The sequence below is a fragment of the Sphingomonas sp. NY01 genome (assembly GCF_038809135.1).
Lineage (GTDB): Bacteria > Pseudomonadota > Alphaproteobacteria > Sphingomonadales > Sphingomonadaceae > Sphingomonas > Sphingomonas carotinifaciens.
The window spans coordinates 1,953,167-1,975,000 of sequence record NZ_CP101722.1; the positions used below are offsets into that span (position 1 = coordinate 1,953,167).

Below are 21,834 nucleotides of genomic sequence, written 5' to 3' on the forward strand. Positions count from 1 at the left end.
ACTACCTCTCCTGCTTCTTGTTGTTCTTGTAGGGGGGGCGGACGCGTCAGGCGGCGTCGGCCTCGTCCACGACATGGTTGGTCAGCGTACCCACCGGTCCGATCGACACCTCGATCCGATCACCGGATTTGATCCACAGCGGCGGGGTTCGTTTCGCGCCGACCCCGCCCGGGGTGCCCGTGGCGATCACGTCGCCAGGCGACAGGGCTGTGAAGGTCGAGACATAGGCGATGATCCGCGCGATCGGGAAAATCATGTCGCGGATCGGCTGATCCTGCACGACCACGTCGTTCAGCCGGGTGACGACGTGCACGCCACTTAGGTCGCCTGCCTCCGCCGGCGTCACCAGCTTCGGACCAAACGCGCCGGTGCCGGGGAAATTTTTACCCGGCGCGAATTGAGTCGTATGCCATTGCCAGTCGCGCACCGATGCGTCATTGAAACAGGCATAGCCCGCAATATGCGCCATCGCCTCATCCTCGGGGATCGCCCGCCCGCCGCGTCCGATCACGACCGCGAGCTCGCCCTCGAAATCAAGGTTGGTCGACACGCGCGGCCGTAGGATCGGCTGCCGATCGGCGATCAGCGTGTCGGCGAAGCGCAGGAAGATCGACGGATGATCGACCTTCGCTCGGCCGGTTTCCTGCCGGTGGCTTTCATAATTATGCCCAACGCACAGGATCTTGCCCGGATCAGGGATCACCGGCAGCAACAGAACGTCGCACGCTGCAAGGACCGGACCGTCCTCGAGTATATCGAGCGCACCGGCGGTGATCGCGCCCTTCAGCGTCGCGGGCGCCCCCGGCACCGCGCTGCAATCCGCGATCCGGTCGCCATGGAGCCGGCCATAGCCGGTGGTGCCGTCGGCGCGGCGGAAGCTGACGAATGCCATTATCGATCTCCGTGAAAAGCGGCGACGCCCGCCCGGGCGCAGGCCGCATCGATGTCGGGGGTGTCGCCGCTGACGCCGATCGCACCCACGATCAGACCGTCCGCACCCCGGATCAGCACGCCGCCCGCCGACAGCGCCAGCGCGCCGCCGGTCGCCACCGCGACGCTGGTGAAAAAGGCCGGATTGCGCGCGGCGCGATCGGCGATCTCGGCGCTGTCCTGCCCCATGCCGATTGCGCCCAGCGCCTTGGCGCGGGCGATGTCGTGCCGGAACAGGCTGGCCCCGTCCTGCCGGGCAAAGGCGACCGGATGGCCACCCTCGTCGAGGACGATGGCGGCGATCGGCGCGGCCGGCGCGGCGGCAAGCGTCGCGTCCAGCGCGGCCCGCGCGGCGGCGAGCGGCATCAAGCCGCCACCGCCGGGCACAGGTGCAGCGCGCCGTGGAGCCGTTCCAGCAACGCGGCAGGATCGGCGCTCGCCGTGCCAAAGACATAGGCGTCGGGGCGGATCAGCCCGAACCGGCTCCCACGCGCCTGCAACCAGTGGCGAAGCGTACCGTCATCGCCGATCGTCGCGGCATCGACCAGCGTCACCGGCACCGCGGCGGCCGCGACCGCCGACCGCGCAGCCTCTGCCGCCGCGCGATCGATCGCGATCAGCCGCCACCCCGATCCGGTCGCACTGTCAAGCAGTTCCCCGTTGCAGAGCCGTGGCTGGACAAACCGCTCCCCCGCCCCCGCCGTGTCGTTCGCCACCACCCCGGCGCGATAGGCCGGGATCAGGTCGGCGGCGGTCCCGGTCTGGCCGCTGCGCGCCCGTTCGCGCATCGCCGCGTCGCGCTCGGCGGCGCGAACGCGATCGAGTTCGCAGATATAGCGCCCCGCCTCCACCGCCGCCGTCACGACGGCGCGGACATGCGGATCGCGTTCGACCTGATAGCTGTCGAGCAGGTCCGGGTCGGCCCGTCCGCCGATCACCAGCGCCAGCTTCCACACCAGATTGGCGACGTCGCGCATCCCGTGGCACATGCCCTGCCCGAAGAAGGGCGGGGTCTGGTGCGCGGCATCCCCGGCCAGGAACACGCGGCCGTCGCGCCACCGTTCGGCGATCAGGCCGTGGAACCGATAGGTCGCGGCCCGCAACAACCGGTGCGGCACCCCGTCGAGATAGGGGGAGAGCAGATCGGCGACGACCTCCGGCCGGGTCATCATCGCCTCGTCCTCACCCGGCAACAGCATGAATTCCCAGCGACGGATTTCGCCGCGCCCTGGCACGATCGTCGCCGGACGTGCCGGATCGCACATCATCACCGACAATTGCTGCAGGTCCGCCCCCGCCGGCACCCCGGTCAGCGCCGGAAAGCGGACCGGCGCCGTGACCTCGGCATCGACCACCAGCCAGGGTTCCTCGAAGTGCAGATCGTCGAGCGCGATGCCCAGCGACTTGCGTACCATGCTGCGCGCCCCGTCGCAGGCGATGACCCAGCGGACGCGCGCGGTGTCGGTCACGCCATCCCGGTCGAGGTGCAGCGTGACGCCCGCGCCATCCTGTTCGAACCCGGTCAGTTTGGTCGCGACGCGCAGCGTCACTGTGTCGAACCGGGCCAGCCCGTCGCGCAGCAGCGCCTCCAGTTCGGGCTGGTAGAAAAAATAGTCGTTTGCCCAGCCGAACGGCTTGGGCCGCCCCGCCGTACCCATGTACCGGATCACGCCGTGATCGGCACCGATATGCAGATGCCCCTCGGTCTCGCGCATCGCCGGTGCCAGCACCGTGTCCAGCCCGACCGACTGGAACAGCCGCATCATCTCATGGTCCAGATGGACAGCGCGCGGCAGCGGATGCGGCCCTTCGGCCCGGTCGATCACCAACACGCTCAGGCCCCCCGCGGCGGCGAGGTTGGCGGCAATCGCGCCGACCGGACCGCATCCGATGATGCCGATATCGTACGACACGCTGCTCATCGCGGCGACGTCGCGCAATCGGGGCATGGGCGGGGGTGGCACGCCATCGGTCAGGTCCTCTCACGCCGCCTGTTCCGGCGGTCAGGTCCTTATTCCGGGCGATCAGCAATATTGTAAAATACTGGATTTTTCGATTGGCATAGGGATTATCTATGCTTCGCCCGGCCTCAATATCGCTTCGACGAACATCTTGCCGATGTCGGACAGCGAACGTTCGGCCAGCATGCGGATGCCGATATTGCGCGTGATCGCAGCCCCTTCGATGGGCAGCGCGCGCAACAATCCCATCGACAGTTCGGCCGCGACCACCCCGCGCGGCAGGACCGTCACCCGCTGGCTGCGACGGACGATCTCCTTGGACGTCAGCAGCGAATCGCAACGAATGACGTTCAGCGGCAACGGCACTTCGGCCGACAGGAACAGCGCCTCGATCTGGCGGCGGAACGCGCCGCCGGCATGGGGCAATACCCATGGCATCCCGGCGATTTCGTGCAATGCGACGCTCGGTCCCAGCGTGTCGTGCGCCCGCCCGACGATCAGGGCGAAGGGATCGCGCGCGATGCTGCGTTCGACGATGTCCTCGGGTGGCGGCTCGATACCCGTGGTCACTACCGCCACTTCGATCTCGCCGCGTCGCAACAGGTCGGCAAGGTGCGCGTCCGATCCCTCCAGCACATGGACCGCTACATGGCCGCCCTGCTCCATCCGCCCCAGTGCCGCCGGGACTAGGCTGACCAGCGCACCGGGCGTGCCGCCGATCCGCAGCGGTCCGGCCACCCCCTGCCGCGCCAGCTTCACCGCCTCCTCGGCCTCGCGCAGCAGCGCGTCCATGCGTTCCGATCGCTCGAACAGGGCGATGCCGGCGGCGGTCAGCACGATGCCGCGCCGTCCGCGATCGAACAGGCTGCCACCCAGCGCATGTTCCAGCTGCCCGATCGCCACCGACACCGATGGCTGCGAAATGTTCAGCCGGCGCGCCGCGCTGCTGATCGATCCTTCGTGACAGACCGCGAGGAATGTTCGGAGCAGACGTGGATCGATCATAGGCCAGTCCTATACATGTCTAGGTATCTATTATTTTACATCGCAAAGTCGGGTACAATAGAGAATGGTCGACCGCGACGACGCGGCGTCGGAGAGGAATGATGGCCCGTTTCCCGGTGACTGCGTTGCGCAGCGTCGACCTCGTCGTTGCCGATCTCGATGCGGCGGTCGACTTCCATAGCCGCATCTGGGGCCTGACGCTGGCCGATCGCAACGCCACTTCGGCATGGCTGCGGGCGACCGGCGGCGATCCGCATGTCTTGGCGCTCCATGCCGGCACCGCCTCCGCGATCCGGTCGATGACCTTGCGGATCGATCCGGCCGCCGACCGCGACGCGCTGCTCGCACGGGCGCTGACGGCCGGTGCGCGGCTGATCCGCCCCTTCGCGCCTGCCGACGGTCATGGCGGCGGGACGATGGCGATCATCGCCGACGGTTGCGACCGGACGATGCGTCTGGTGCAGCATGACGACACGGTCGCACCGCTCGCCCCCGCCGCCGATCGGCCCGAACGTCTGGCGCACATCAACATCAACAGCGACGATGTGGCGCGCGACACCGCCTTCTTCCTCGATGCGCTCGGCTTCGCGCTGACCGACCGGTCGAAGATGATGGCGTTCGTGCGGACCAATGATGACCATCATTCGGTGGTGATCGCCGACGCACCGGTCAACACGCTCAACCACATCGCCTTTCAGCTACCAACATGGGAGGGGGTGATGCGTGCCGCCGGCCGCATGGTCGACCATCATTTCCCGATTGGCTGGGGTCCGGGCCGGCATGGCCCCGGCGACAATGTCTTCACCTATTTCGTCGATCCGGCGGGCTTCGTCGTCGAATATACCGCAGAGGTGCTGCAGGTCGACAACGGCTACCGCGCCGGCACGCCCGACGACTGGACCTGGCCCCCCGGCCGCACCGATCACTGGGGCATCGCCCCGCCCAAGAGCGCGGAATGCAAGGCGGCACAGCTCGCCATCCCGTTCGTCCGATAATCGTACAGGAGAGTTCGATGACCGATGCCCCCCGCCTGCCCGGCAACACCCCCTATGTCCTGCGCGACGGGACCGGCCCCGCCCATCTGGTCGCGGGACAGGTCATCCGCACGCTGGCCGGGGTGGAGGAAACGGCGGGCGGGTTCGGTGCGGTGGTCTGCGACGCGCCGCTCGATCGCGGGCCGATCCCGATGCACTGGCACGAACGCGAACACGATACCTGGTACTGCACGCGCGGCCGGTTGCAGGTGTGGTGCGGCGACACGTCGCGGGTGCTGACGCCCGGCGACTTCGCCTATGTCCGCCCCGGCGACACCCACAGCTATCGCAGCGTCGCGCCGCGAACCCGCTTCTTCGGCATCGTCGCGCCGGGCGGATGGGAGGAATTCTTCGTCGACGCTGGCGAAGTCTGGGGCATGACCGGCCTGCCAGAGGACGGGCGGCCGTTCGACTTCTCCCGCATGGGGCCGGCGATGGGCAAGCATCGCATCATGCGCGTCGATGCGCCGGTCTATGCCGAGCCCACGCCGATGGGCGATTCCGACCGTGCACTGCCAGGCGATCACCAATCCTATTTCCTCGACGCGGGCTATGGCGCGCGCCACCGGCTGCACGGGCATCTCTCGACCCGGCTGCTGGGCAGCGCGGAAAGCGACGACCTGTTCGACATGCGCGTGATCGAGGGCGGGCGCGGCGCCACGCTACCGACGATCCGGCATGCGGCAACGCACCTGTTCCTCTACCTTCTCGACGGTACGCTGGAGGTGACGATCGATGGCGAGGCGCACATCGTCACCGGCGGGGATGCGGTCAACCTGCCGGCGGGCACGGCCTATGCGACGCGCATCGTCGGCGGAACGGCGCGCTGGCTGGCGGCCAGTTCGGGCGGCAATGGCGGCACCTTCTGGGACAGCGCCGACAAGATGACCGACGGCTTCGCCCATGTTGACACGTCCGGCGGATCGTGGTCGCCGCCCGCCGGGCTCGACGTAACGATCGTCGCTTCGGCATCCTGACGCACTGATTTCGCCCGCTTTTCCTGAACAGCCAGGCCCCTTGCCATGACCCCCAATCCGCTGACCGGCGTCCTCTATCACTGGCTCGGTGGCTTCGCGTCGGCCAGCTTCTACGTGCCCTATCGCGGGGTGAAGCGCTGGTCGTGGGAGATCTACTGGCTGACCGGCGGCATCTTCTCGTGGGTTCTGGCGCCGTGGTTCTTCGCCTCGATACAGACCAACGACCTGCTGGGCGTCTTCGCCGCGACGCCGACGCCGACGCTGCTCTGGCCGGTGTTCTTCGGCATCCTGTGGGGCTTCGGCGGCTTGGGCTACGGCCTCGTCATGCGCTACCTCGGGCTGTCGCTCGGCATGGCGGTGGTGCTGGGATTGTGCACCGTGTTCGGCACGCTGATCCCGCCGCTGTTCACCGGCGAGTTCGCCGCCAAGCTGCTCGATACGCCGTCGGGCAACATCATCCTGCTCGGACTCGGCCTCACCATCGCCGGTATCGTCGTCGTCGCGGTGGCGGGCGCGAAGAAGGATCAGGCCCTGTCGCCCGAACAAAAGGCCGCCGCGGTTGCCGAGTTCGATTTTCGCAAGGGGATCGTCGTCGCGATCTTCGCCGGCATCATGTCGGCCTGCTTCGCCTTCGGCCTTGCCGCCGGCGAACCGATCAAGGCGCTGTCGGCGGCGGCGGGGACCGGGCCGCTGTGGACCGGCCTGCCGGTCCTGTGTCTGGTGATGTTCGGCGGGCTGCTGACCAACGCGGTGTGGTGCGCCATCCTGATCCACCGTAACCGCAGCGCCGGGCAATGGCTAGGGCAGGACGAAGCGCAGGGCGCACCGATGGTGCTCAACTTCGCGCTTTGTGCGCTGGCGGGCACCGCATGGTATTTCCAGTTCTTCTTCTACACCATGGGCGAAAGCCAGATGGGGCAGTATGGCTTCTCGAGCTGGACGCTGCATATGGCGTCGATCATCATCTTCGGCACGGTCTGGGGCTTCGCGCTGAGAGAATGGAAGGACTCCGCCCATAAGACCCGTGTGCTGGTGTGGGGCGGGGTCGGTCTGCTGATCCTTGCCACCATCGTCATCGGCTACGGCAATATGATTGCGTGACGAAATTCCCTCACGACCCAATGTCCGCCACTTGCGTCGGCAATTGGCTTGCCCGAAACCGGACGCTCATTCACGCATGGCCGGGCGGCTGGAAGTGGCCCTTGCCGGGCCGGTAGTCTGAGCGGCGGGGGCATGCTGAATCCCCTTCCCCGCTGAGTCCTAATCATTAAGGAAGAGCACGACGGCGACGAACGGCGTCTAGCAGCGTCGAGCGTATTCATGCCGTCAAAGGAGGTGTATTCTCTATCGGAAACAGTGAACTAGCACAGTTGCTCATTGGCGGTGCGATGCTCTGCATCGCGTTCGCCACCTTGGTGCTCAAAATCATCGAGGTTGCTCGCAAGGGCGAGTGAGTGACGGGGGTCGGCGCCTAGCAGCGCCGGCCCCTTGAATTTGAGGCTCGAGACGCTAGCACATCTCGAGCCTCAGGGTTGATGTATCCGCTATCAGGAGCGAACCAGCGATTTTGATATAGGCCGTCTTCAACTACGGATCAACGGTTGATGAGCGTACGGAATGGCCGCCCGATCGCCTAACGGCATCCAGGCCAACGCCAAGCTCATCCTTCGAGAGACCCAATTCCGGTCGGTCCAGCATCTCCGAGAGAAATCCGAGACCGGTCATTCATTTATCGTCTCGATCAACAGCGCCCGGTGGTCTTAGCCGGGTTTATGCAGGTCATCTAACGTCCCGGTTTCGTCTTCGGAGTATGATCCAGCTGACGGCCATGCAGGCGACCAACACGGGTACGGCCGTAACAACGAGCCATGCACCGGACTGCCCCAAGCCGTCGTATCGATACTGAAGGGTGAACCACTCGACGAGCGTGAGGATCGCCCGCCGCCCGGCGCGCGGATCGAGACCTATCGTCGGCGCCGGGGGAAAGCGGCATGAGCGGCGTGGCGTGGACCAAGCGCGCGCAGGCGGCGGACCCGCTCGCGACGCGGTTGTTCGATCGTTATCGCGATGATCTGTCGTTGCCGGCCAAGTGGGGCGAGGCGCTCGACCTGAACCTCTATGGCATCCGCGCAGCCGACTGGTTCCTGCCGCCGACGACCAATGCGACCGTCAGCGCCGCGGCACTGAATGGCTACAACGTCGTCAGCCACTCGCGCCCGGTCACCGACAGCTATGCCGCCTTCGCGCAGACGGTGTGGCACGTTGTGCCCGGCGTCGATCTGACCACCGGCCTGCGCTACACCTACGAGACGAAATCCGGGTATTTCGACCAGGGCGCGACCGGCGCCTCGCTCGTCGCGCTGACGCCGGCGCAGCAGGCGGCGGCGCAGACGATCCGCTCGCGCTACGGCATCGCCAATTATTACCAGGCGGAGACGAAGGCAGGTCGCCTGTCGGGCCAGGCGACGCTGTCGTGGAAGGTCGCCGAACCGCTTCTGACCTATGTCACCTATGCGCGCGGTAACAAGTTCGGCGGCCTGAATTTGGCTAACATCACCACGACCGGTCAGTTCGCCGCCAACCCCGTCATCCGCCCGGAGACGATCGACAGCTACGAGGCCGGCGCGAAGACGACCTGGTCGGGCGGGCGCGTGACAGCCAACATCGCCGCCTTCTGGACCGACGTGAAGGATTACCAGACCACCATCGTCGATATCGAGCGCAACGGCGTCAGCTTCTTCACCAACGCGGCCAAGGTCCGCACCCGTGGGTTCGAGGCGGACTTGCGCGCCGCGCCGACGCGCTGGCTCAGCCTTTACGCCTCGGGCACCTACGACGATGCGCGCTACATCTCCTACGCCAATGCGCCCTGCCCGATCGAGATCACCGGCCAGGCGATCTGCAACCTGAGCGGGCGGCCGCTGCCGGGCGTGTCCAAATGGGCGGCCTCCACGGGCGGCGAGGTGCGGGCGCCACTAGGCCTGACTGGGGCGCACGATACCGAAATGTATCTAGGATCCGACTACAGCTATCGCTCGGCGACCAACACCAGCGCGAGCCTCAGCCGCTATTCCGCCATCCCGTCCTATGACCTGATTAATATCCGTTTCGGCATCCGCACGCTGGACGGCCTGTTCGACATCCAGTTCTGGGGCCGCAACATCACCGACTCGACTTATTTTCTTTCGCGCGGCGCGGCCAATACCGGCGCGATCACCGGCACTCTGGGTGATCCGCGCACCTATGGAGTGACGCTGCGAACGAAATTCTAGCTTTGTGTCGCCTCTTCGACCCACTTTCGGCCGTTCAGCCTGCCTCACTCATTTCCCGACTCATCCATTCGTTAAGCCGAACGGCGCGACAGCTCAGTCGCGATGCTGAGCCGGTCGATCAAGCCTTTGATGGTTGGGCCACTTACATCGCAGGCAAGTGGCGCCTCACCTTGGTCTTCGGTAGCTGGACGAGTTCGGGCTGCATGAAGTCGTAGTCGTCCAGTATGTCGAGGCAGATCACGCGTTTGCCCCCGAGAGCCCCCGGTAGCGTGGCAGCAGCTTGTTGCGATACGCCTTCTCCATGACGAAGATCACGTCGGCCCATGCGATTAACTCGGCCGTGAGCGGATTGTCGGCGTTGTGATTGGTGCCGGCAGAGTCCATCTCCAGATCCTCCCGGCAAGAGAACACCTGTTCGGCGGTGGGGCTGCGCAGCCTGTTCTGACTGCACACGAACAGCACCGTCCGAATGCGGGGATGCCTCAACCCTGGCCCCTACACGCCGCGCCAGGCGAGCGGGCCTGGGGTCGCGTCAGCCGAGAAGTCGATTTGGAGGACGCGACGCCGTCGAGGCGGATCGGCCGCTAGCGAGGCGTGAACGATTGACGTGGCGTAGAGCCAAACATCACCCCGTTCGGCAAGACAGAGCCGCTCGCCTAAGGTAGTCACAACTCGTCCGATCTCTGCTTCGGGCAGGCGCCCCAATCTATGCGAGCCGGGCACGATGCGTAGCGGCGCGTTGCGCTCGTCAATCGCATCCAGGTGCACGCGCAGCGTCACCATGCGCTCGAGTATCTCGAATGGCGGCTCCACCTGGATCAGCCCGGACTTCACCGTCCAAGGACCGTACCCCTCCGTGTCGATACGCTTCTCGACGACGATCGTGCGGTCTTGGTGCCAGCCGAGCGCCCAGTTTCTCTCTGCGGTCTTGTCGAACAGGATTGCACGTACGGGGCGAGCCTGTTCCCCAAGCACAGACGCCGCGATCGCGCCGATCGGTCCAGCGTCACCTAGGAAGGGCTGCAGCTGCCGCCCCTCCCCTATCCGCACGCCCGGCCTGCTCGTCGGCAGCGCGACCAAGGCAGTCTCGAGGCGACCGCACGTACCTTCGTCCAGAGCTTGCGCGAACAGCTGGGCGCCATCATCGTTGAGGGTAAGGTCAGCGGAGCGGCAGACGGCTGAGAGCATGAGGCTGAGGCTAGCGCGACCTACCCTCGGCGTCGACCCGACCCACAGCACGAAGCCGCTGCGCGGCATTGACGTTCGCGGTGGAGGTAACGCGTCAGCGCTGAGGTTTGGCCCTGCGGCATCGGGGGCAGACGATGGAGTTCCTTCAACAAGAGGAACCCTGTCATGACGACGTCACCGACCGAAGCACCTGTCACCCCGCTGCGTCAGCGAATGCTCGACGACATGGCGATGCGTTCGATGCGGGCGCGGACGCAGCATGACTATGTCCGCCACGTTCGCGCCTTCGCAGCGTTCCTTAAACGCTCGCCAGATACCGCAACGGCAGAGGATGTACGGCGCTTCCATCTTCATGACCGGGCGCGCGCTGATCGGCGTTGTCATTGGCGGTTTCTGGTCGATGTCGGCCGCGACTGTGATGCGTTTGATGCCGGAAGATCAGGTGCCGCGGGCGTTGGGTCTGCTGAATGGCGGCAATGCGCTGGCGACTACGATCGCAGCGCCGCTCGGCAGCTTCCTTGGCCAGTATATCGGCTGGCGCGGCGCCTTCTTCGTCGTGGTGCCGCTCGCCGCCATCACCTTCGTGTGGCAGTGGCTGACGTTGCCGGCAATGCCGTCAGAGCGGACGGTCCGCACCGCGAGCGCGCTCGGCATCCTGCGCCGCCCGATCGCCCGCATTGGTGCGGTTGCCGTGGCACTGTTGTTCGCGGGGCAGTTTGCGCTGTTTACCTATGTCCGCCCTTTCCTTGAGGGTGTGACCCAGCTCGGCGTCCCGGCTCTTTCGCTCGTCCTGCTGCTGATGGGCGCTGGCGGATTGTTCGGCACTTGGCTGTTCGGACGCTTCGTAGCGCGCAGCCTGTCGGCCAGCCTGATCCTCGCGCCGGTAGCGCTTGCCCTGATCGCAAGCGGACTGGTGGCGCTTGGGAGCTTTGCCCTGCCGACCGCCGTGCTGCTGACCCTGTGGGGTGTCGTCGGCACGGGTGCGCCGGTCGCATGGTGGACCTGGGTAGCGCGTCGCTTTCCTGATGATGCCGAGGCTGGCGGGGGGCTGCTAGTCGCGGTCGTCCAGCTTGCGATCACGTTTGGCGCTGCGGGCGGCGGGATGCTGTTCGATGCCGGCGGCTACCGCGCTACGTTTCTGACCAGCGCGGCTCTGCTTGTCGCCGGTGCGATCTTCGCCGCGGTCGATGCCCGAGCGGCCAGCGCCGGGGGACATCGCTGATGATCCTGCTGCCAATAATTGCGCTTCTTGCGACGACAGCCCCGGCTTCCGAACCCAAACCCGAAAGGATCGATACTATGGAAATCACCCACAAGGCCGACATGAAGACCGTTGATGGTCCTGCGGAGTATTTCACCGGAAAGGCCACGATCACCGGCCAGTTCCAGCGCGAGGAGCCGTCGCGCGTTTCCGGGGCGATCGTTCATTTCGAGCCTGGTGCGCGCACCGCGTGGCATACTCATCCCGCCGGACAGACGCTGATCGTGACCGAGGGTGTTGGCTGGACGCAGATCGCGGGTGGACCGAAGCTGGAGTTTCATGCCGGCGACATCCTGTGGTGCCCGGCCGAGCATAAGCACTGGCATGGCGCGACACCGCACGAAGCTATGACCCATGTAGCTATCCAGGAGTCGGTGAACGGCTCGCCCGTGACCTGGATGGAGAAGGTGACGGACGAGGAATATCTAGTTCCGCTCGGCACGGAGTAAGGCCATGCCGCACGTCACCGTGAAGCTCTGGCCCGTGAAGTCCGACGACCAGAAGCAGCGGCTGACCAAAACTGTCACGCGCGGCGTGATGGATAACCTCCAACTATCGCCGTTCAGTGGCCAGGTGTGCACAAAATCCGGTTTCAATCGCAACTGCACGAAAAACAGGTGGTTCCGGACATTTAGGTAGGTGCCATTTAGCAATGTCACACCGTAACAATTAGCGCTGACGTTTAAGCTGTCGCCACATCGTTGCAGCGATAGATCCACAGCTCGGGATGGCCGAGACCCGCCGACCCAGAAGCAGTCATTCGGTGTTCCCTGCCCCACTCCCAACTTCTGCCATTTGTTAATTTTAGCAAGACGGCTGAATTCTGTAGCGGCGCAACTCCATCGAACTGCGAACGGCCCGCAGGTTACTTCTCGCGGGAGCATTGATGCGGCGCACGTTTGTGCAGATGTTCAAAACTCAAACCTCACCATCAACCTCAACAAGCACCGTGCCGTGTGGTGGCACATTGAACGTGCGCTCCTGCTGGTCCATCACGCGGCCTCGCCACAAGTCGCGAATGGCCTTAAGGTGTACAAATCCGGCGTCCTGTGGCTCCAGTGTCATCCGGGCTGGATCTGGTCCACGGTTGAACAAAGCGACGGCAACACGACCATTCGCCAGCGGCTTGGCCCACACCTCTTGCAGGCCGACGACACGTACTGCCTTGCCCTGAACCCCCCGTGCATCCTGATCGATGGCGATGACATCGCGATTTGACAGCAGCGCAAGTGCCTCGGCGCTGGTCGTGCGCAGATCATGACCCATCAGTAGGGGCGCGGCCGACATTGCCCACAAAGTCATATGCGTCCGGTATTCTTCCTCGTTCATCCCGCCGTTGCCGATCTCGAGCATGTCGGGATCGTTCCAGCCGCCAGGTCCGGCATGACCAAACTTGGGATTGCGGACAAAACCGATGTCGCTCATCGAGGCGTAATCGTCGGTGATGTCTCCGGTCGTGCGCCAGAGATGCCCGCCGACCGACCGACCCCATGACGCAACGTCGAACCGACCATATTCGCAAAGCGAATAGACAATTGGCCGCCCGGTCGCCTTCAGCGCCGCACCCATCTGGTAATAGCTTCGCTGGACGGTATCGGCGTCCGCGTATTGCCACTCGCCCGAACACAGGTCATATTTCAGATAGTCGATGCCCCACCTTGCGAAGGTGCGAGCATCCTGTTCGACGTGACCATAGCTACCGACATAACCGGCACAGGTTCTAAGTCCCGGCGAGCTATAGATGCCGAGTTTCAGTCCCTTGGAATGGACATAATCGGCCAACGCCTTCATGTCGGGAAACTTGTCGTTGGGTTGCAGTTCGCCGTCCGGCCCGCGCGTACCCTGCCAGCCATCATCAATGTTGACATAGCGATAGCCAGCATCGCGAAGTCCGCTCGACACCATTGCATCGGCCATTGCGCGGATCGTCTGGTCGTCGATGTGCTCTGCGAACTTGTTCCAGCTGCTCCATCCCATCGGTGGCGTTGCAGCAAGACCGTCCGGCGCAATCGTACCGAGCGGTGGCAAGGCCACTTCGCGGTGTGCCAGCGCAGATGCCGCTGCAGCGGTTGCGACATGTCCGATCTGGCGCACCTCCTGATCCCAGATTCCACCAGCCAGCACGATGCCCGCCGGCGTCTCGGTCGCGGTCCAACGCCTGGTTGGCACGCCGCGCACGTTGATGTTCCGAATGTCAAAGCTGACTGAGCGTCCGTTGCGCACGATGTTGGTCATCGGCATGGTGCCATACCAATCGGACGTCAGCTGACCACGCCAGCCATTGGCCGTGCGCGTCAATTCCATCAGCCGCACTCCCGGCCGTGCCACTGGCTTGTCGAAGACCACGTTCATCATGGCGCCAGTGCGGTCCGGCAGAACCACCGCGGTTGTTGAGCCAACGCGCGCCGACGCCGAGCACGGCATGAGACAGACGCTAAGAGCAAGAGCGATCGACAGACGATACATAGGGGCTCCCCGGTTCACTTTCATCTCGCGCCAGATCAGTCACGCCAACGATAATCAGGCGCAGCGGTCACTTCCTGCACGGCCGCGGTAAGGGCCGCACCTCGCTTGGGATCGGCGATAACACTTGGGTCGACGAACCCGTAGAAGGTGCCGCGCACCGCCGATGCGCCGCGCTGCTCGACGTCACCGATGTTGCGGGCGCTACCCGACAGAACGATGCCGCGTTCATACTCGCCGATGCCCAGGAAGGTGGTGGCGACCTGCGCCTCGTCCTTGACCACGGTATCGCCCCGGATCACCGACAGAGCACCGATGCGAGCGTTGCCGAGCACCTGACCGCCCGCCACCACCGCATGATCCTCCACCCGTGCTTTGTCGCGCACACTGCCGGCAAGTACCCGCGCATAGGGACCGACATAGGCGCCGGCATCTACAGAGGCTTCCGCCGCGACCCAGCCGCCGCCATTGGCATGGCTGCGTCCACCGGCGACCGGTTCCGGTGCGCCCGGCTGATAGCGATCGGGTATCGCACCTTGAAACTGGGCCATCCAGGGATAGCGGTAGATCGAGTAATAGGGCTGCTCCCAACGGATATGCTGAAACGTGTCAGGCGCACCGAGCACCACCATGAACAAGCCCGTGTCACCTGGCCAGATCTGTATGGAGGCCTGCCCGGTGGCGCCCCGTTGCATCGGGGAGTAACGACTTTGGCCGTCCGCCCCCACCGCTATCAACCCCCAGCGCCAGCCGCTCGCGGGCGTCGGGATTGTATCGGGCTCGTCGGCCAGTCCCGGCAAGTTCGTGGTCGCTGACGACTGTTGCACAACCCCGCGGAAGGTAACCGCTACCTTGGATGCGCCGGCATCGGGATGGAGGCGGACGATGTTATAGCCCCAACGCTGCGGTGCGGCCGCGGCCGGGATCGCGAAGCGGCGGCGAGACAGGTCAATCGGATCCAGTACCGCGGTACGCAGCAGCCGTTCGGCCCCCTGCTCGCGATATTCGCCATATTCACGACGATACACTGCGCCCTGATCGCTGCCGTCCGGGTTGGTATAGTCCCAGTTGGCGTTGTGCATTGCCCAGTCGCCGAACGCGTCGTTCAACTGCGCGACCGTCCAGCCCTGATTACGCATCAGCACCTCGATCGGATCGGCGGTAGCCGCCGCAGGATCGTCCTTTCGCGGCGCCCGTGACCACATGGCGTTGATCGCCTGATAACCAAAGCTGTTCTTGATATACTCCAAGAACTGCCAGTTGCAGTATCGCACCCGAGTCGATCCGAAATAAAGATGAGGATAGTCGACCGACAGGACCGAACAGTGCGTTATCGTGCGAAACTCCGGCAACTGGTGGGTCATCCAATTGGCATGACTTTCGAATATCCAACCGGTGTAAGGTGAAGCCTGGAAGCCGCCGGACCCAACCTGCAGCGCATGGGTCAACTCGTGCGCCAGCCCGAACCGGTCTCGAACCCCGCCGGGGCCGATCCACATGCCCAACTGCCCCAGTCCGTCCGCCCCGCCCGTCAGGCCGTAATCTGCGCCGACGAATATGTTGACCTTGCGCTTGCTTGCCGTCCCGCAATCCGGCTCTGGGAAACCTATGCCATTGATGAACTGCGTCCAGACATATTCCAGATGCCGGCCCGCCGCCTCTGCATCGGCCTTGGGAACAGTTTCACCCTGCCAGTGGATCGCGAAATGCTGGGTCTGGTAGGCACCGATCGGGATCAGCGCGACGGCGGGAGCGCCGAGCTTAGCGCGCACGTCTTGGAAGATCGCGCCATCGCCGTAGCCGGTATCGCCGACGAACCAGATCGAGCCGACGGGAGTGTTGAGGTAGTGCCCCGACCATAGTGCCATCCGCACGTCGGTCGGCCAACGGTTCGCCCAATGGTTGGCGGGCGTCAGCGTGCTCGTGATCGTGTCCGCCAACGGCAGTCGATCCCACCAATCGCCAACGATGCACCGCGCCTCCGGCACCGCAGCGCGGACGATCGCGTCGTTGCCGAGCGGCATCGCCATCAGCGGGGAGTAAACCGCTTGCAGGCGCCGCAGCGTGGCGACGTCGAGGTGATCGTAATGGCAGTGGCTGAGCAGAACCACGTCGATCGGCGGCAGATCGTCAAAGGCGATGCCAGGCGCCGTCACTCGCTTGGGGCCCGCGAAAGAGAAGGGGCTGACACGATCGGACCAGACGGGGTCGGTCAAAATGTTGATACCTTCCACCTGGATCAGGAGGGTCGCGTGACCCACCATGGTGATGCGCAGCCCCGCGACCCGCGGCTCCGGCTTGGCCGGCGTGACCGGCACTACAGTCGGCCATCGCGTTGCGCCTCCCGCCAGCTTCCACCGCAGCATGTCCTTGAGACCGCGATCGGTGGAGGGCTGACCGGGATTGAAGAAGCGGACGCCGTCGAAGTGGTCGCTCGGCGGGCCTTGATAGTAGCGGTTGCGCGGCATGGGCTGCGCTTACCTGGCACCACCCTGCGAAGCGACCCCGATCACGCTGCGCCGGGTGCGACGTCGACGATCCAGGTGACACCGAACCTATCAGTCAACATGCCGTACGCCTCCGACCAGGGTGCCGGACCAATCGGCTGGAGGATAGTAGCGCCCTCCGCCAGCGCGTCCCACCGAGCCCGGACCTCCTCGGACGAGGTGCCGCGCACCGACACGAAGAAGGCGTTCGTACCGGCGTCATAGTCGCGGCCGGCTTGAACGTCATAGGCCATGATCCTGAAGCCGTCGTCGCTGGCGACCTGCCCCCAAATTACCTCATCAGGCGAGTTGGCGTGGTCGGCTTGCCCCATGGCACCATAGGTCATGACGATGAGTTCGCCGCCGAACGCCTGGGCGTAAAAGTCGAGCGCGGCGCGGGCCTGGCCTGCGAAGTTCAGGTGGGGAGTGACGGCGAGAGTCATGAGGGTCTCCTGGGGAACGGCACCGCTGGTGGTCGGCGGCTGACAATTGTATAGCCACCCGCTCCTGCCAGTTTGCGTCAGTAGCTCATGGCCCGATCCGATCGTCTGCTCCGCCTGCTGCACACGATGCGCACGATGCCTGCGCCGATCACTGCCGCACGGCTGGCGGAGGAGACAGGCGTGTCGCCCCGCTCGCTTTACCGCGACATCGACGCCCTGCGTGCCGCCGGTGCGCAGATCGAGGGCGAGCGCGGCTATGGCTACCGGCTGGTCGAGGATCCGGCATTGCCGCCGCAGACGCTCGACGAGGTTGAGATCGAGGCTTTGGCGTTGGGCCTCGCAGAGGTGAGTGCGCTCGGCGATCCGGTTCTGGCGCGCGCTGCAGGTTCGGTACTAGCCAAGGTGGCGGCAATCTTGCCCGATACGCGAGAGCGGCAACTGCTGCATGCGATCGCGCACGTCTTCCGACCCGAACCGCGCTACCAGGACATGATCGATCTCGCGCCCTTGCGCGAGGCGTGCTGGCGTGAACAATCTCAGCTGCAGGAGCGTGTTCGGGGCCTCGATTGCGCCAAGCAGCGCGTCGCATTCCGCATCGAACGCCATGCGATCGTTGACCGTCCACTCCCGGACCAGCCATTGGAATCGGCCTGTCGGGATCGCCCTGACGAGGGGATCGCGGCCCTCCTCCAGATCGACCAGCAGCACCTGCCCCGGCTCGTCCCTCTGGAACCTGTCGGTCTCCGGCGTTCCGGAATACCAGGTGCGCGCATCCACGCGCAGCGCTCCATGCCAATCGCCGAGCGCGAGATAGTCGAGCGAGGACCGCCGCGCGCGGTCCGGAGCGATCTGGTTTTTGGTCTCCCCGCGCGATCCGAAGTCCCGGATCGAACCATGGGCCAGTCCGATCCTCATGGTGGCGCCCGGCGTCTCCATCGCATCGAAGAGCTCGGTCGGATCCTCTATGTTGTGTCGATGGATGACCGGCGCCGGAAGCAGCCAGACGCCCGGCTCGATCTCCCGAGGCTCGGGCTCCGTGAGCGCGGTCACCCGATCGCCCGCCCGCTGGCGGATGCGGTCCCAGAGGCCGCCATTGCGCGCGAAGTCGTGATTCCCAGGAAGCAGCCACCACTCGCAGTCGTGCCGCCTCATCCGAGCTATCGCTTGGATGATCGTGCGGTCCTCGGGCCCTTCCGTGTCGAAGACGTCGCCGGCGACGACGACGTGGCGCGCACCATTCTCCACGGCCAGCCGCCCTAGGACGTCGATAGCATCGAAGCGGGCCTCGGTCAGCGCCGACCTCACCTGATGGTCGAAGCGACCATAGGGTCTGCCCAGCTGCCAGTCGGCGGAGTGGATCATTCTGAAGCTCATCAGGTCACCGTAGGATCGGCTCGATCCGCGTCAACGGGCGCGGGATCGAGGCGGTGGATCAATCGAGTTCTCCCCGTAGAAGCCTGGCACGGCGTTCGTGGCGGTGGCTTCGGCCGCTCGCCGAGCTGTGGACCAAGAGATCACAATAAAAGGCATCCCAGCGGTTATCCCGCGGGCCTACATGTCGATTTCAGGAGTTTTTGCGGTCCCATTGTGATCCCGGAGCAGTGCCCCCGCGCCGGAGGATCTTCGATTCCCGAAAACGCTAAAGCATTCTTAGATAGTTGTAGGTGTTGGAACACCCCCCCGGGGGGGGCAGCCCTTCGCATCGCTACTGCTAAGGACAGCTTCCAGCTTTCTCCACTGCCGCCCCTGGCACAAAGATGAACGAACGGGTAAGATGTAGGTCTATTTGGTCAAAGCGGCCGTTCCGCTTGCCACCAATGAACGCACGTCCGTTTTCCAGCGCGAAAACCGGAAGAGCGGAAGCTCTGCTATAGCCGCGCCCTCGTTCCACAACCGCTCGGGCCCCGACGACCCGATCGATTGACGCCGATAGTCGCGTCCAGCAGCACCGATACCCCAAATGGCAACCACGCGGGCCACAAACGCCGGTTTCGAGGTCTTAGAGGGTGCCACGACGTCGCATGCTGGTGTCAGGGCAACCCATGAAGTCCCGACGGTTTGGTATCGTGTTGATACGAACCTGTCGGCTAAGTCATTGATTTTGGGTTTGCAGGATGAACGCTGCAAACGCGTCGGAGTCCATCCGGCGTAACTAACTAGCTGATATAATTGAATAATTACGTGTAATTTTTGGTTGCGGGGACAGGATTTGAACCTGTGACCTTCAGGTTATGAGCCTGACGAGCTACCGGGCTGCTCCACCCCGCGGTGGTGAGGTTTTGTTCTTGCGCTGTGTGCGGCGCAAGAGGGATGTGAATGGGTTCTTTGTGTGCATGTTCGCGGGCTTCAATGCCTGGCGACGACCTACTCTTCCATCGCTTGAGCGATAGTACCATTGGCGCGGTCGGGTTTCACGGCCGAGTTCGGGATGGGATCGGGTGGGACACCGACGCTATGGCCACCAGGCAATGGAGCCTGCGAGCATGCGGTTGTGTTGGGTTAAAATCGATGCACCTTGGAGGTTTTATCTGGCTGAGAGTTATTTCCATCCACCCGTTCATCTAGCCCAGGGCTGATGGTGGGGGTGTGGAGCTCTCAAGCGCGACCAGAGCAATTAGGACCGGTTAGCTCCATGCGTTACCGCACTTCCACATCCGGCCTATCGAGGTCGTGGTCTTCGACCGCTCTTGATGAAATCTTATCTCGAGGGAGGCTTCCCGCTTAGATGCTTTCAGCGGTTATCCCGTCCGTACATAGCTACCCTGCTGCGCCGTTGGCACGACGACAGGTACACCAGAGGTACGTTCAACCCGGTCCTCTCGTACTAGGGTCAACTCCTCTCAAATTTCGACGCCCACGGCAGATAGGGACCAAACTGTCTCGCGACGTTCTGAACCCAGCTCACGTACCACTTTAATTGGCGAACAGCCAAACCCTTGGGACCTGCTCCAGCCCCAGGATGTGATGAGCCGACATCGAGGTGCCAAACAACCCCGTCGATATGAGCTCTTGGGGGTTATCAGCCTGTTATCCCCGGCGTACCTTTTATCCGTTGAGCGATGGCCCTTCCACGAGGGACCACCGGATCACTATGACCGACTTTCGTCTCTGCTCGACTTGTCAGTCTCGCAGTCAGGCTGGCTTATGCCATTGCACTCTAACAGCCGGTTTCCAACCGGCCTGAGCCAACCTTCGCGCGCCTCCGTTACTCTTTAGGAGGCGACCGCCCCAGTCAAACTACCCGCCACAGAGGGTCCCTGTACCGGTTTCACGGTACGAGGTTAGACAGTAGACAACAACAGGGTGGTATTTCACCTATGGCTCCACATCAGCTGGCGCCGATGCTTCAAAGCCTCCCACCTATGCTACACAGTTCTTGTCCACTGCCACTCTGAAGCTGCAGTAAAGGTGCACGGGGTCTTTCCGTCTAACCGCGGGTACTCCGCATCTTCACGGAGAATTCAATTTCGCTGAGCATGTCCTGGAGACAGTGGGGAAGTCGTTACGCCATTCGTGCAGGTCGGAACTTACCCGACAAGGAATTTCGCTACCTTAGGACCGTTATAGTTACGGCCGCCGTTTACCTGGGCTTCATTTCAGAGCTTGCACTCCTCCACTTAACCTTCAGGCACCGGGCAGGCGTCAGGCCCTATACGTCGTCTTGAAGCCGACTTAGCAGAGCCCTGTGTTTTTGCTAAACAGTCGCTACCCCCTGGCCTGTGCCCCCCACAAAAGCTTGCGCTCATGTGGGGCCTCCTTCTTCCGAAGGTACGGAGGCAATTTGCCGAGTTCCTTCAGGACACTTCTCTCAAGCGCCTTGGTATACTCTACCTGACCACCTGTGTCGGTTTCGGGTACGGTCTATACGGTGGGGCTATTTCCCGGGACAGTTTCGAAGCACGGCCAATCCGTTAAGGCCGTACAACACACACCATCCGTCACACACCACCAGGCCCACGAATATTAACGTGGTTCCCATCGACTACCCCCTTCGGGCTCGTCTTAGGGGCCGGCTCACCCTGCGCGGATTAGCCTTGCGCAGGAACCCTTGGTCTTTCGGCGAGAGGGCATCTCACCCTCTTTATCGCTACTCATGTCTGCATTCGCACTTCCGATACCTCCACGACCCATTACCAGATCGCTTCACAGGCCTACGGAACGCTCCGCTACCGCGTGTACAAAAGTACACACCCTAAGCTTCGGTGCACGTCTTGAGCCCCGTTACATCTTCGCCGCAGAAACCCTTGTTTAGACCAGTGAGCTGTTACGCTTTCTTTAAAGGATGGCTGCTTCTAAGCCAACCTCCTGGTTGTTTTGGGATTTCCACATGCTTTCCCACTTAGACGTGACTTGGGGACCTTAGCTGTAGGTCAGGGCTGTTTCCCTTTTGACGACGGACCTTAGCACCCGCCGTCTGTCTCCCGAGTATCACTCATAGGTATTCGGAGTTTGGTTAGTGTTGGTAGATCTCGCGACCCCCGCAACCATCCAGTGCTCTACCCCCTATGGTGTCCGCTCGAGGCACTACCTCAATAGTTTTCGCGGAGAACCAGCTATTTCCCGGCTTGATTGGCCTTTCACCCCTAAACACAACTCATCCGGTAACTTTTCAACGTTAATCGGTTCGGACCTCCAGTGCGTGTTACCGCACCTTCATCCTGGTCATGCCTAGATCGCCGGGTTTCGGGTCTAATACTTCAAACTAAAGCGCCCTATTCAGACTCGCTTTCGCTGCGCCTACACCTATCGGCTTAAGCTTGCTTGAAACATTAAGTCACAGACCCATTATGCAAGAGGTACGCTGTCAGGCCTCA

16 protein-coding genes, 1 tRNA gene, 2 rRNA genes and 1 pseudogene (1 of these 20 running past the window's edge) are annotated in these 21,834 nt (G+C 63.6%); 7 read left to right on the forward strand and 13 right to left on the reverse strand.

The annotated features are described in order from the left end of the window. Positions 1-46: 46 nt before the first annotated feature. The 4 genes from NPJ82_RS09585 to NPJ82_RS09600 form a co-directional block, all read right to left on the reverse strand. Positions 47-892: a fumarylacetoacetate hydrolase family protein gene (locus tag NPJ82_RS09585; RefSeq protein WP_342657189.1), complete on the reverse strand. Its 846-nt coding sequence runs from the start codon at positions 890-892 to the stop codon at positions 47-49. After that, positions 892-1,296: a heme-binding protein gene (locus NPJ82_RS09590; RefSeq protein WP_342657190.1), complete on the reverse strand. Its 405-nt coding sequence runs from the start codon at positions 1,294-1,296 to the stop codon at positions 892-894. The genes NPJ82_RS09585 and NPJ82_RS09590 overlap by 1 nt, the downstream gene beginning before the upstream one ends. Continuing rightward, complete coding sequence (locus NPJ82_RS09595) at positions 1,296-2,879, reverse strand: bifunctional 3-(3-hydroxy-phenyl)propionate/3-hydroxycinnamic acid hydroxylase (protein WP_342657191.1); 1,584 nt, start codon at positions 2,877-2,879, stop codon at positions 1,296-1,298. The genes NPJ82_RS09590 and NPJ82_RS09595 overlap by 1 nt, the downstream gene beginning before the upstream one ends. A 123-nt stretch (positions 2,880-3,002) precedes the next feature. Then, the gene (locus NPJ82_RS09600) at positions 3,003-3,896 is read right to left on the reverse strand and encodes a LysR family transcriptional regulator (RefSeq protein WP_342657192.1); all 894 of its coding nucleotides are present in this window, start codon (positions 3,894-3,896) and stop codon (positions 3,003-3,005) included. Positions 3,897-3,994: 98 nt separating this feature from the next. Here NPJ82_RS09600 and NPJ82_RS09605 point away from each other — a divergent pair, with 98 nt between their 5' ends. The 4 genes from NPJ82_RS09605 to NPJ82_RS09620 all read left to right on the forward strand — a co-directional run bounded on the left by NPJ82_RS09605 (position 3,995) and on the right by NPJ82_RS09620 (position 9,179). Further along, complete coding sequence (locus NPJ82_RS09605) at positions 3,995-4,891, forward strand: VOC family protein (RefSeq protein WP_342657193.1); 897 nt, start codon at positions 3,995-3,997, stop codon at positions 4,889-4,891. 17 nt (positions 4,892-4,908) lie between these two features. Then, on the forward strand, positions 4,909-5,907 hold the full coding sequence (locus tag NPJ82_RS09610; protein WP_342657194.1) for a quercetin 2,3-dioxygenase family protein: 999 nt from the start codon (positions 4,909-4,911) through the stop codon (positions 5,905-5,907). 45 nt (positions 5,908-5,952) lie between these two features. Beyond that, positions 5,953-7,008 carry an L-rhamnose/proton symporter RhaT gene (rhaT, locus tag NPJ82_RS09615; RefSeq protein ID WP_342657195.1) on the forward strand — a complete coding sequence of 352 codons (1,056 nt, stop codon included), beginning with the start codon at positions 5,953-5,955 and terminating at the stop codon, positions 7,006-7,008. An 890-nt stretch (positions 7,009-7,898) separates the two neighbouring features. After that, complete coding sequence (locus tag NPJ82_RS09620) at positions 7,899-9,179, forward strand: TonB-dependent receptor (protein WP_342657196.1); 1,281 nt, start codon at positions 7,899-7,901, stop codon at positions 9,177-9,179. A 237-nt stretch (positions 9,180-9,416) separates the two neighbouring features. Here NPJ82_RS09620 and NPJ82_RS09625 read toward each other — a convergent pair whose 3' ends face one another. Together NPJ82_RS09625 and NPJ82_RS09630 are read right to left on the reverse strand one after the other, a co-directional pair. Further along, the gene (locus tag NPJ82_RS09625) at positions 9,417-9,665 is read right to left on the reverse strand and encodes a hypothetical protein (protein WP_342657197.1); all 249 of its coding nucleotides are present in this window, start codon (positions 9,663-9,665) and stop codon (positions 9,417-9,419) included. Positions 9,666-9,674: 9 nt separating this feature from the next. Then, positions 9,675-10,259: a phytanoyl-CoA dioxygenase family protein gene (locus tag NPJ82_RS09630; protein WP_342657198.1), complete on the reverse strand. Its 585-nt coding sequence runs from the start codon at positions 10,257-10,259 to the stop codon at positions 9,675-9,677. A gap of 348 nt (positions 10,260-10,607) precedes the next feature. On the opposite strand from NPJ82_RS09630, the pseudogene NPJ82_RS09635 reads away from it, so the two are divergent. The 3 genes and pseudogenes from NPJ82_RS09635 to NPJ82_RS09645 all read left to right on the forward strand — a co-directional run. After that, positions 10,608-10,661, forward strand: a pseudogene (locus NPJ82_RS09635) (hypothetical protein); the annotation flags it as partial. A gap of 37 nt (positions 10,662-10,698) precedes the next feature. Then, a complete protein-coding gene (locus NPJ82_RS09640) occupies positions 10,699-11,589 on the forward strand; it encodes an MFS transporter (protein ID WP_342657199.1) in 891 nt (296 codons plus the stop codon). After that, entirely contained in the window at positions 11,589-12,077 is a 489-nt protein-coding gene (locus NPJ82_RS09645; RefSeq protein WP_342657200.1) for a cupin domain-containing protein, read from the forward strand. Before NPJ82_RS09640 ends, NPJ82_RS09645 begins: the two co-directional genes overlap by 1 nt. A gap of 469 nt (positions 12,078-12,546) precedes the next feature. On the opposite strand, the gene NPJ82_RS09650 is transcribed toward NPJ82_RS09645, so the two are convergent. The 7 genes from NPJ82_RS09650 to NPJ82_RS09680 form a co-directional block, all read right to left on the reverse strand. Further along, complete coding sequence (locus tag NPJ82_RS09650) at positions 12,547-13,983, reverse strand: glycoside hydrolase family 27 protein (protein ID WP_342657201.1); 1,437 nt, start codon at positions 13,981-13,983, stop codon at positions 12,547-12,549. A 146-nt stretch (positions 13,984-14,129) separates the two neighbouring features. Beyond that, positions 14,130-16,559 carry an Svx/AvrXca family virulence/avirulence protein gene (locus tag NPJ82_RS09655; RefSeq protein WP_342657202.1) on the reverse strand — a complete coding sequence of 810 codons (2,430 nt, stop codon included), beginning with the start codon at positions 16,557-16,559 and terminating at the stop codon, positions 14,130-14,132. A 41-nt stretch (positions 16,560-16,600) separates the two neighbouring features. Beyond that, a complete protein-coding gene (locus NPJ82_RS09660) occupies positions 16,601-17,020 on the reverse strand; it encodes a VOC family protein (RefSeq protein WP_342657203.1) in 420 nt (139 codons plus the stop codon). A gap of 393 nt (positions 17,021-17,413) precedes the next feature. Next, the gene (locus NPJ82_RS09665; RefSeq protein WP_342657204.1) at positions 17,414-18,382 is read right to left on the reverse strand and encodes a DNA repair exonuclease; all 969 of its coding nucleotides are present in this window, start codon (positions 18,380-18,382) and stop codon (positions 17,414-17,416) included. 829 nt (positions 18,383-19,211) lie between these two features. Beyond that, positions 19,212-19,288 (reverse strand) — tRNA-Met (locus NPJ82_RS09670). 83 nt (positions 19,289-19,371) lie between these two features. Next, positions 19,372-19,486, reverse strand: a 5S ribosomal RNA gene (rrf, locus tag NPJ82_RS09675). 127 nt (positions 19,487-19,613) lie between these two features. Continuing rightward, positions 19,614-21,834 (reverse strand): 23S ribosomal RNA (locus NPJ82_RS09680); it runs 603 nt beyond the window's last position.

What these genes read in the sequence shown, in the direction of transcription:
- NPJ82_RS09585 (WP_342657189.1), bottom strand. Translation starts at nt 892, where the DNA reads ATGGCATTCGTCAGCTTCCGCCGCGCCGACGGCACCACCGGCTATGGC.
- NPJ82_RS09590 (WP_342657190.1), bottom strand. Translation starts at nt 1,296, where the DNA reads ATGCCGCTCGCCGCCGCGCGGGCCGCGCTGGACGCGACGCTTGCCGCC.
- NPJ82_RS09595 (WP_342657191.1), bottom strand. Translation starts at nt 2,879, where the DNA reads ATGCCCCGATTGCGCGACGTCGCCGCGATGAGCAGCGTGTCGTACGAT.
- NPJ82_RS09600 (WP_342657192.1), bottom strand. Translation starts at nt 3,896, where the DNA reads ATGATCGATCCACGTCTGCTCCGAACATTCCTCGCGGTCTGTCACGAA.
- NPJ82_RS09605 (WP_342657193.1), top strand. Translation starts at nt 3,995, where the DNA reads ATGATGGCCCGTTTCCCGGTGACTGCGTTGCGCAGCGTCGACCTCGTC.
- NPJ82_RS09610 (WP_342657194.1), top strand. Translation starts at nt 4,909, where the DNA reads ATGACCGATGCCCCCCGCCTGCCCGGCAACACCCCCTATGTCCTGCGC.
- rhaT (WP_342657195.1), top strand. Translation starts at nt 5,953, where the DNA reads ATGACCCCCAATCCGCTGACCGGCGTCCTCTATCACTGGCTCGGTGGC.
- NPJ82_RS09620 (WP_342657196.1), top strand. Translation starts at nt 7,899, where the DNA reads ATGAGCGGCGTGGCGTGGACCAAGCGCGCGCAGGCGGCGGACCCGCTC.
- NPJ82_RS09640 (WP_342657199.1), top strand. Translation starts at nt 10,699, where the DNA reads ATGTACGGCGCTTCCATCTTCATGACCGGGCGCGCGCTGATCGGCGTT.
- NPJ82_RS09645 (WP_342657200.1), top strand. Translation starts at nt 11,589, where the DNA reads ATGATCCTGCTGCCAATAATTGCGCTTCTTGCGACGACAGCCCCGGCT.
- NPJ82_RS09650 (WP_342657201.1), bottom strand. Translation starts at nt 13,983, where the DNA reads ATGATGAACGTGGTCTTCGACAAGCCAGTGGCACGGCCGGGAGTGCGG.
- NPJ82_RS09655 (WP_342657202.1), bottom strand. Translation starts at nt 16,559, where the DNA reads ATGCCGCGCAACCGCTACTATCAAGGCCCGCCGAGCGACCACTTCGAC.
- NPJ82_RS09660 (WP_342657203.1), bottom strand. Translation starts at nt 17,020, where the DNA reads ATGACTCTCGCCGTCACTCCCCACCTGAACTTCGCAGGCCAGGCCCGC.
- NPJ82_RS09665 (WP_342657204.1), bottom strand. Translation starts at nt 18,382, where the DNA reads ATGATCCACTCCGCCGACTGGCAGCTGGGCAGACCCTATGGTCGCTTC.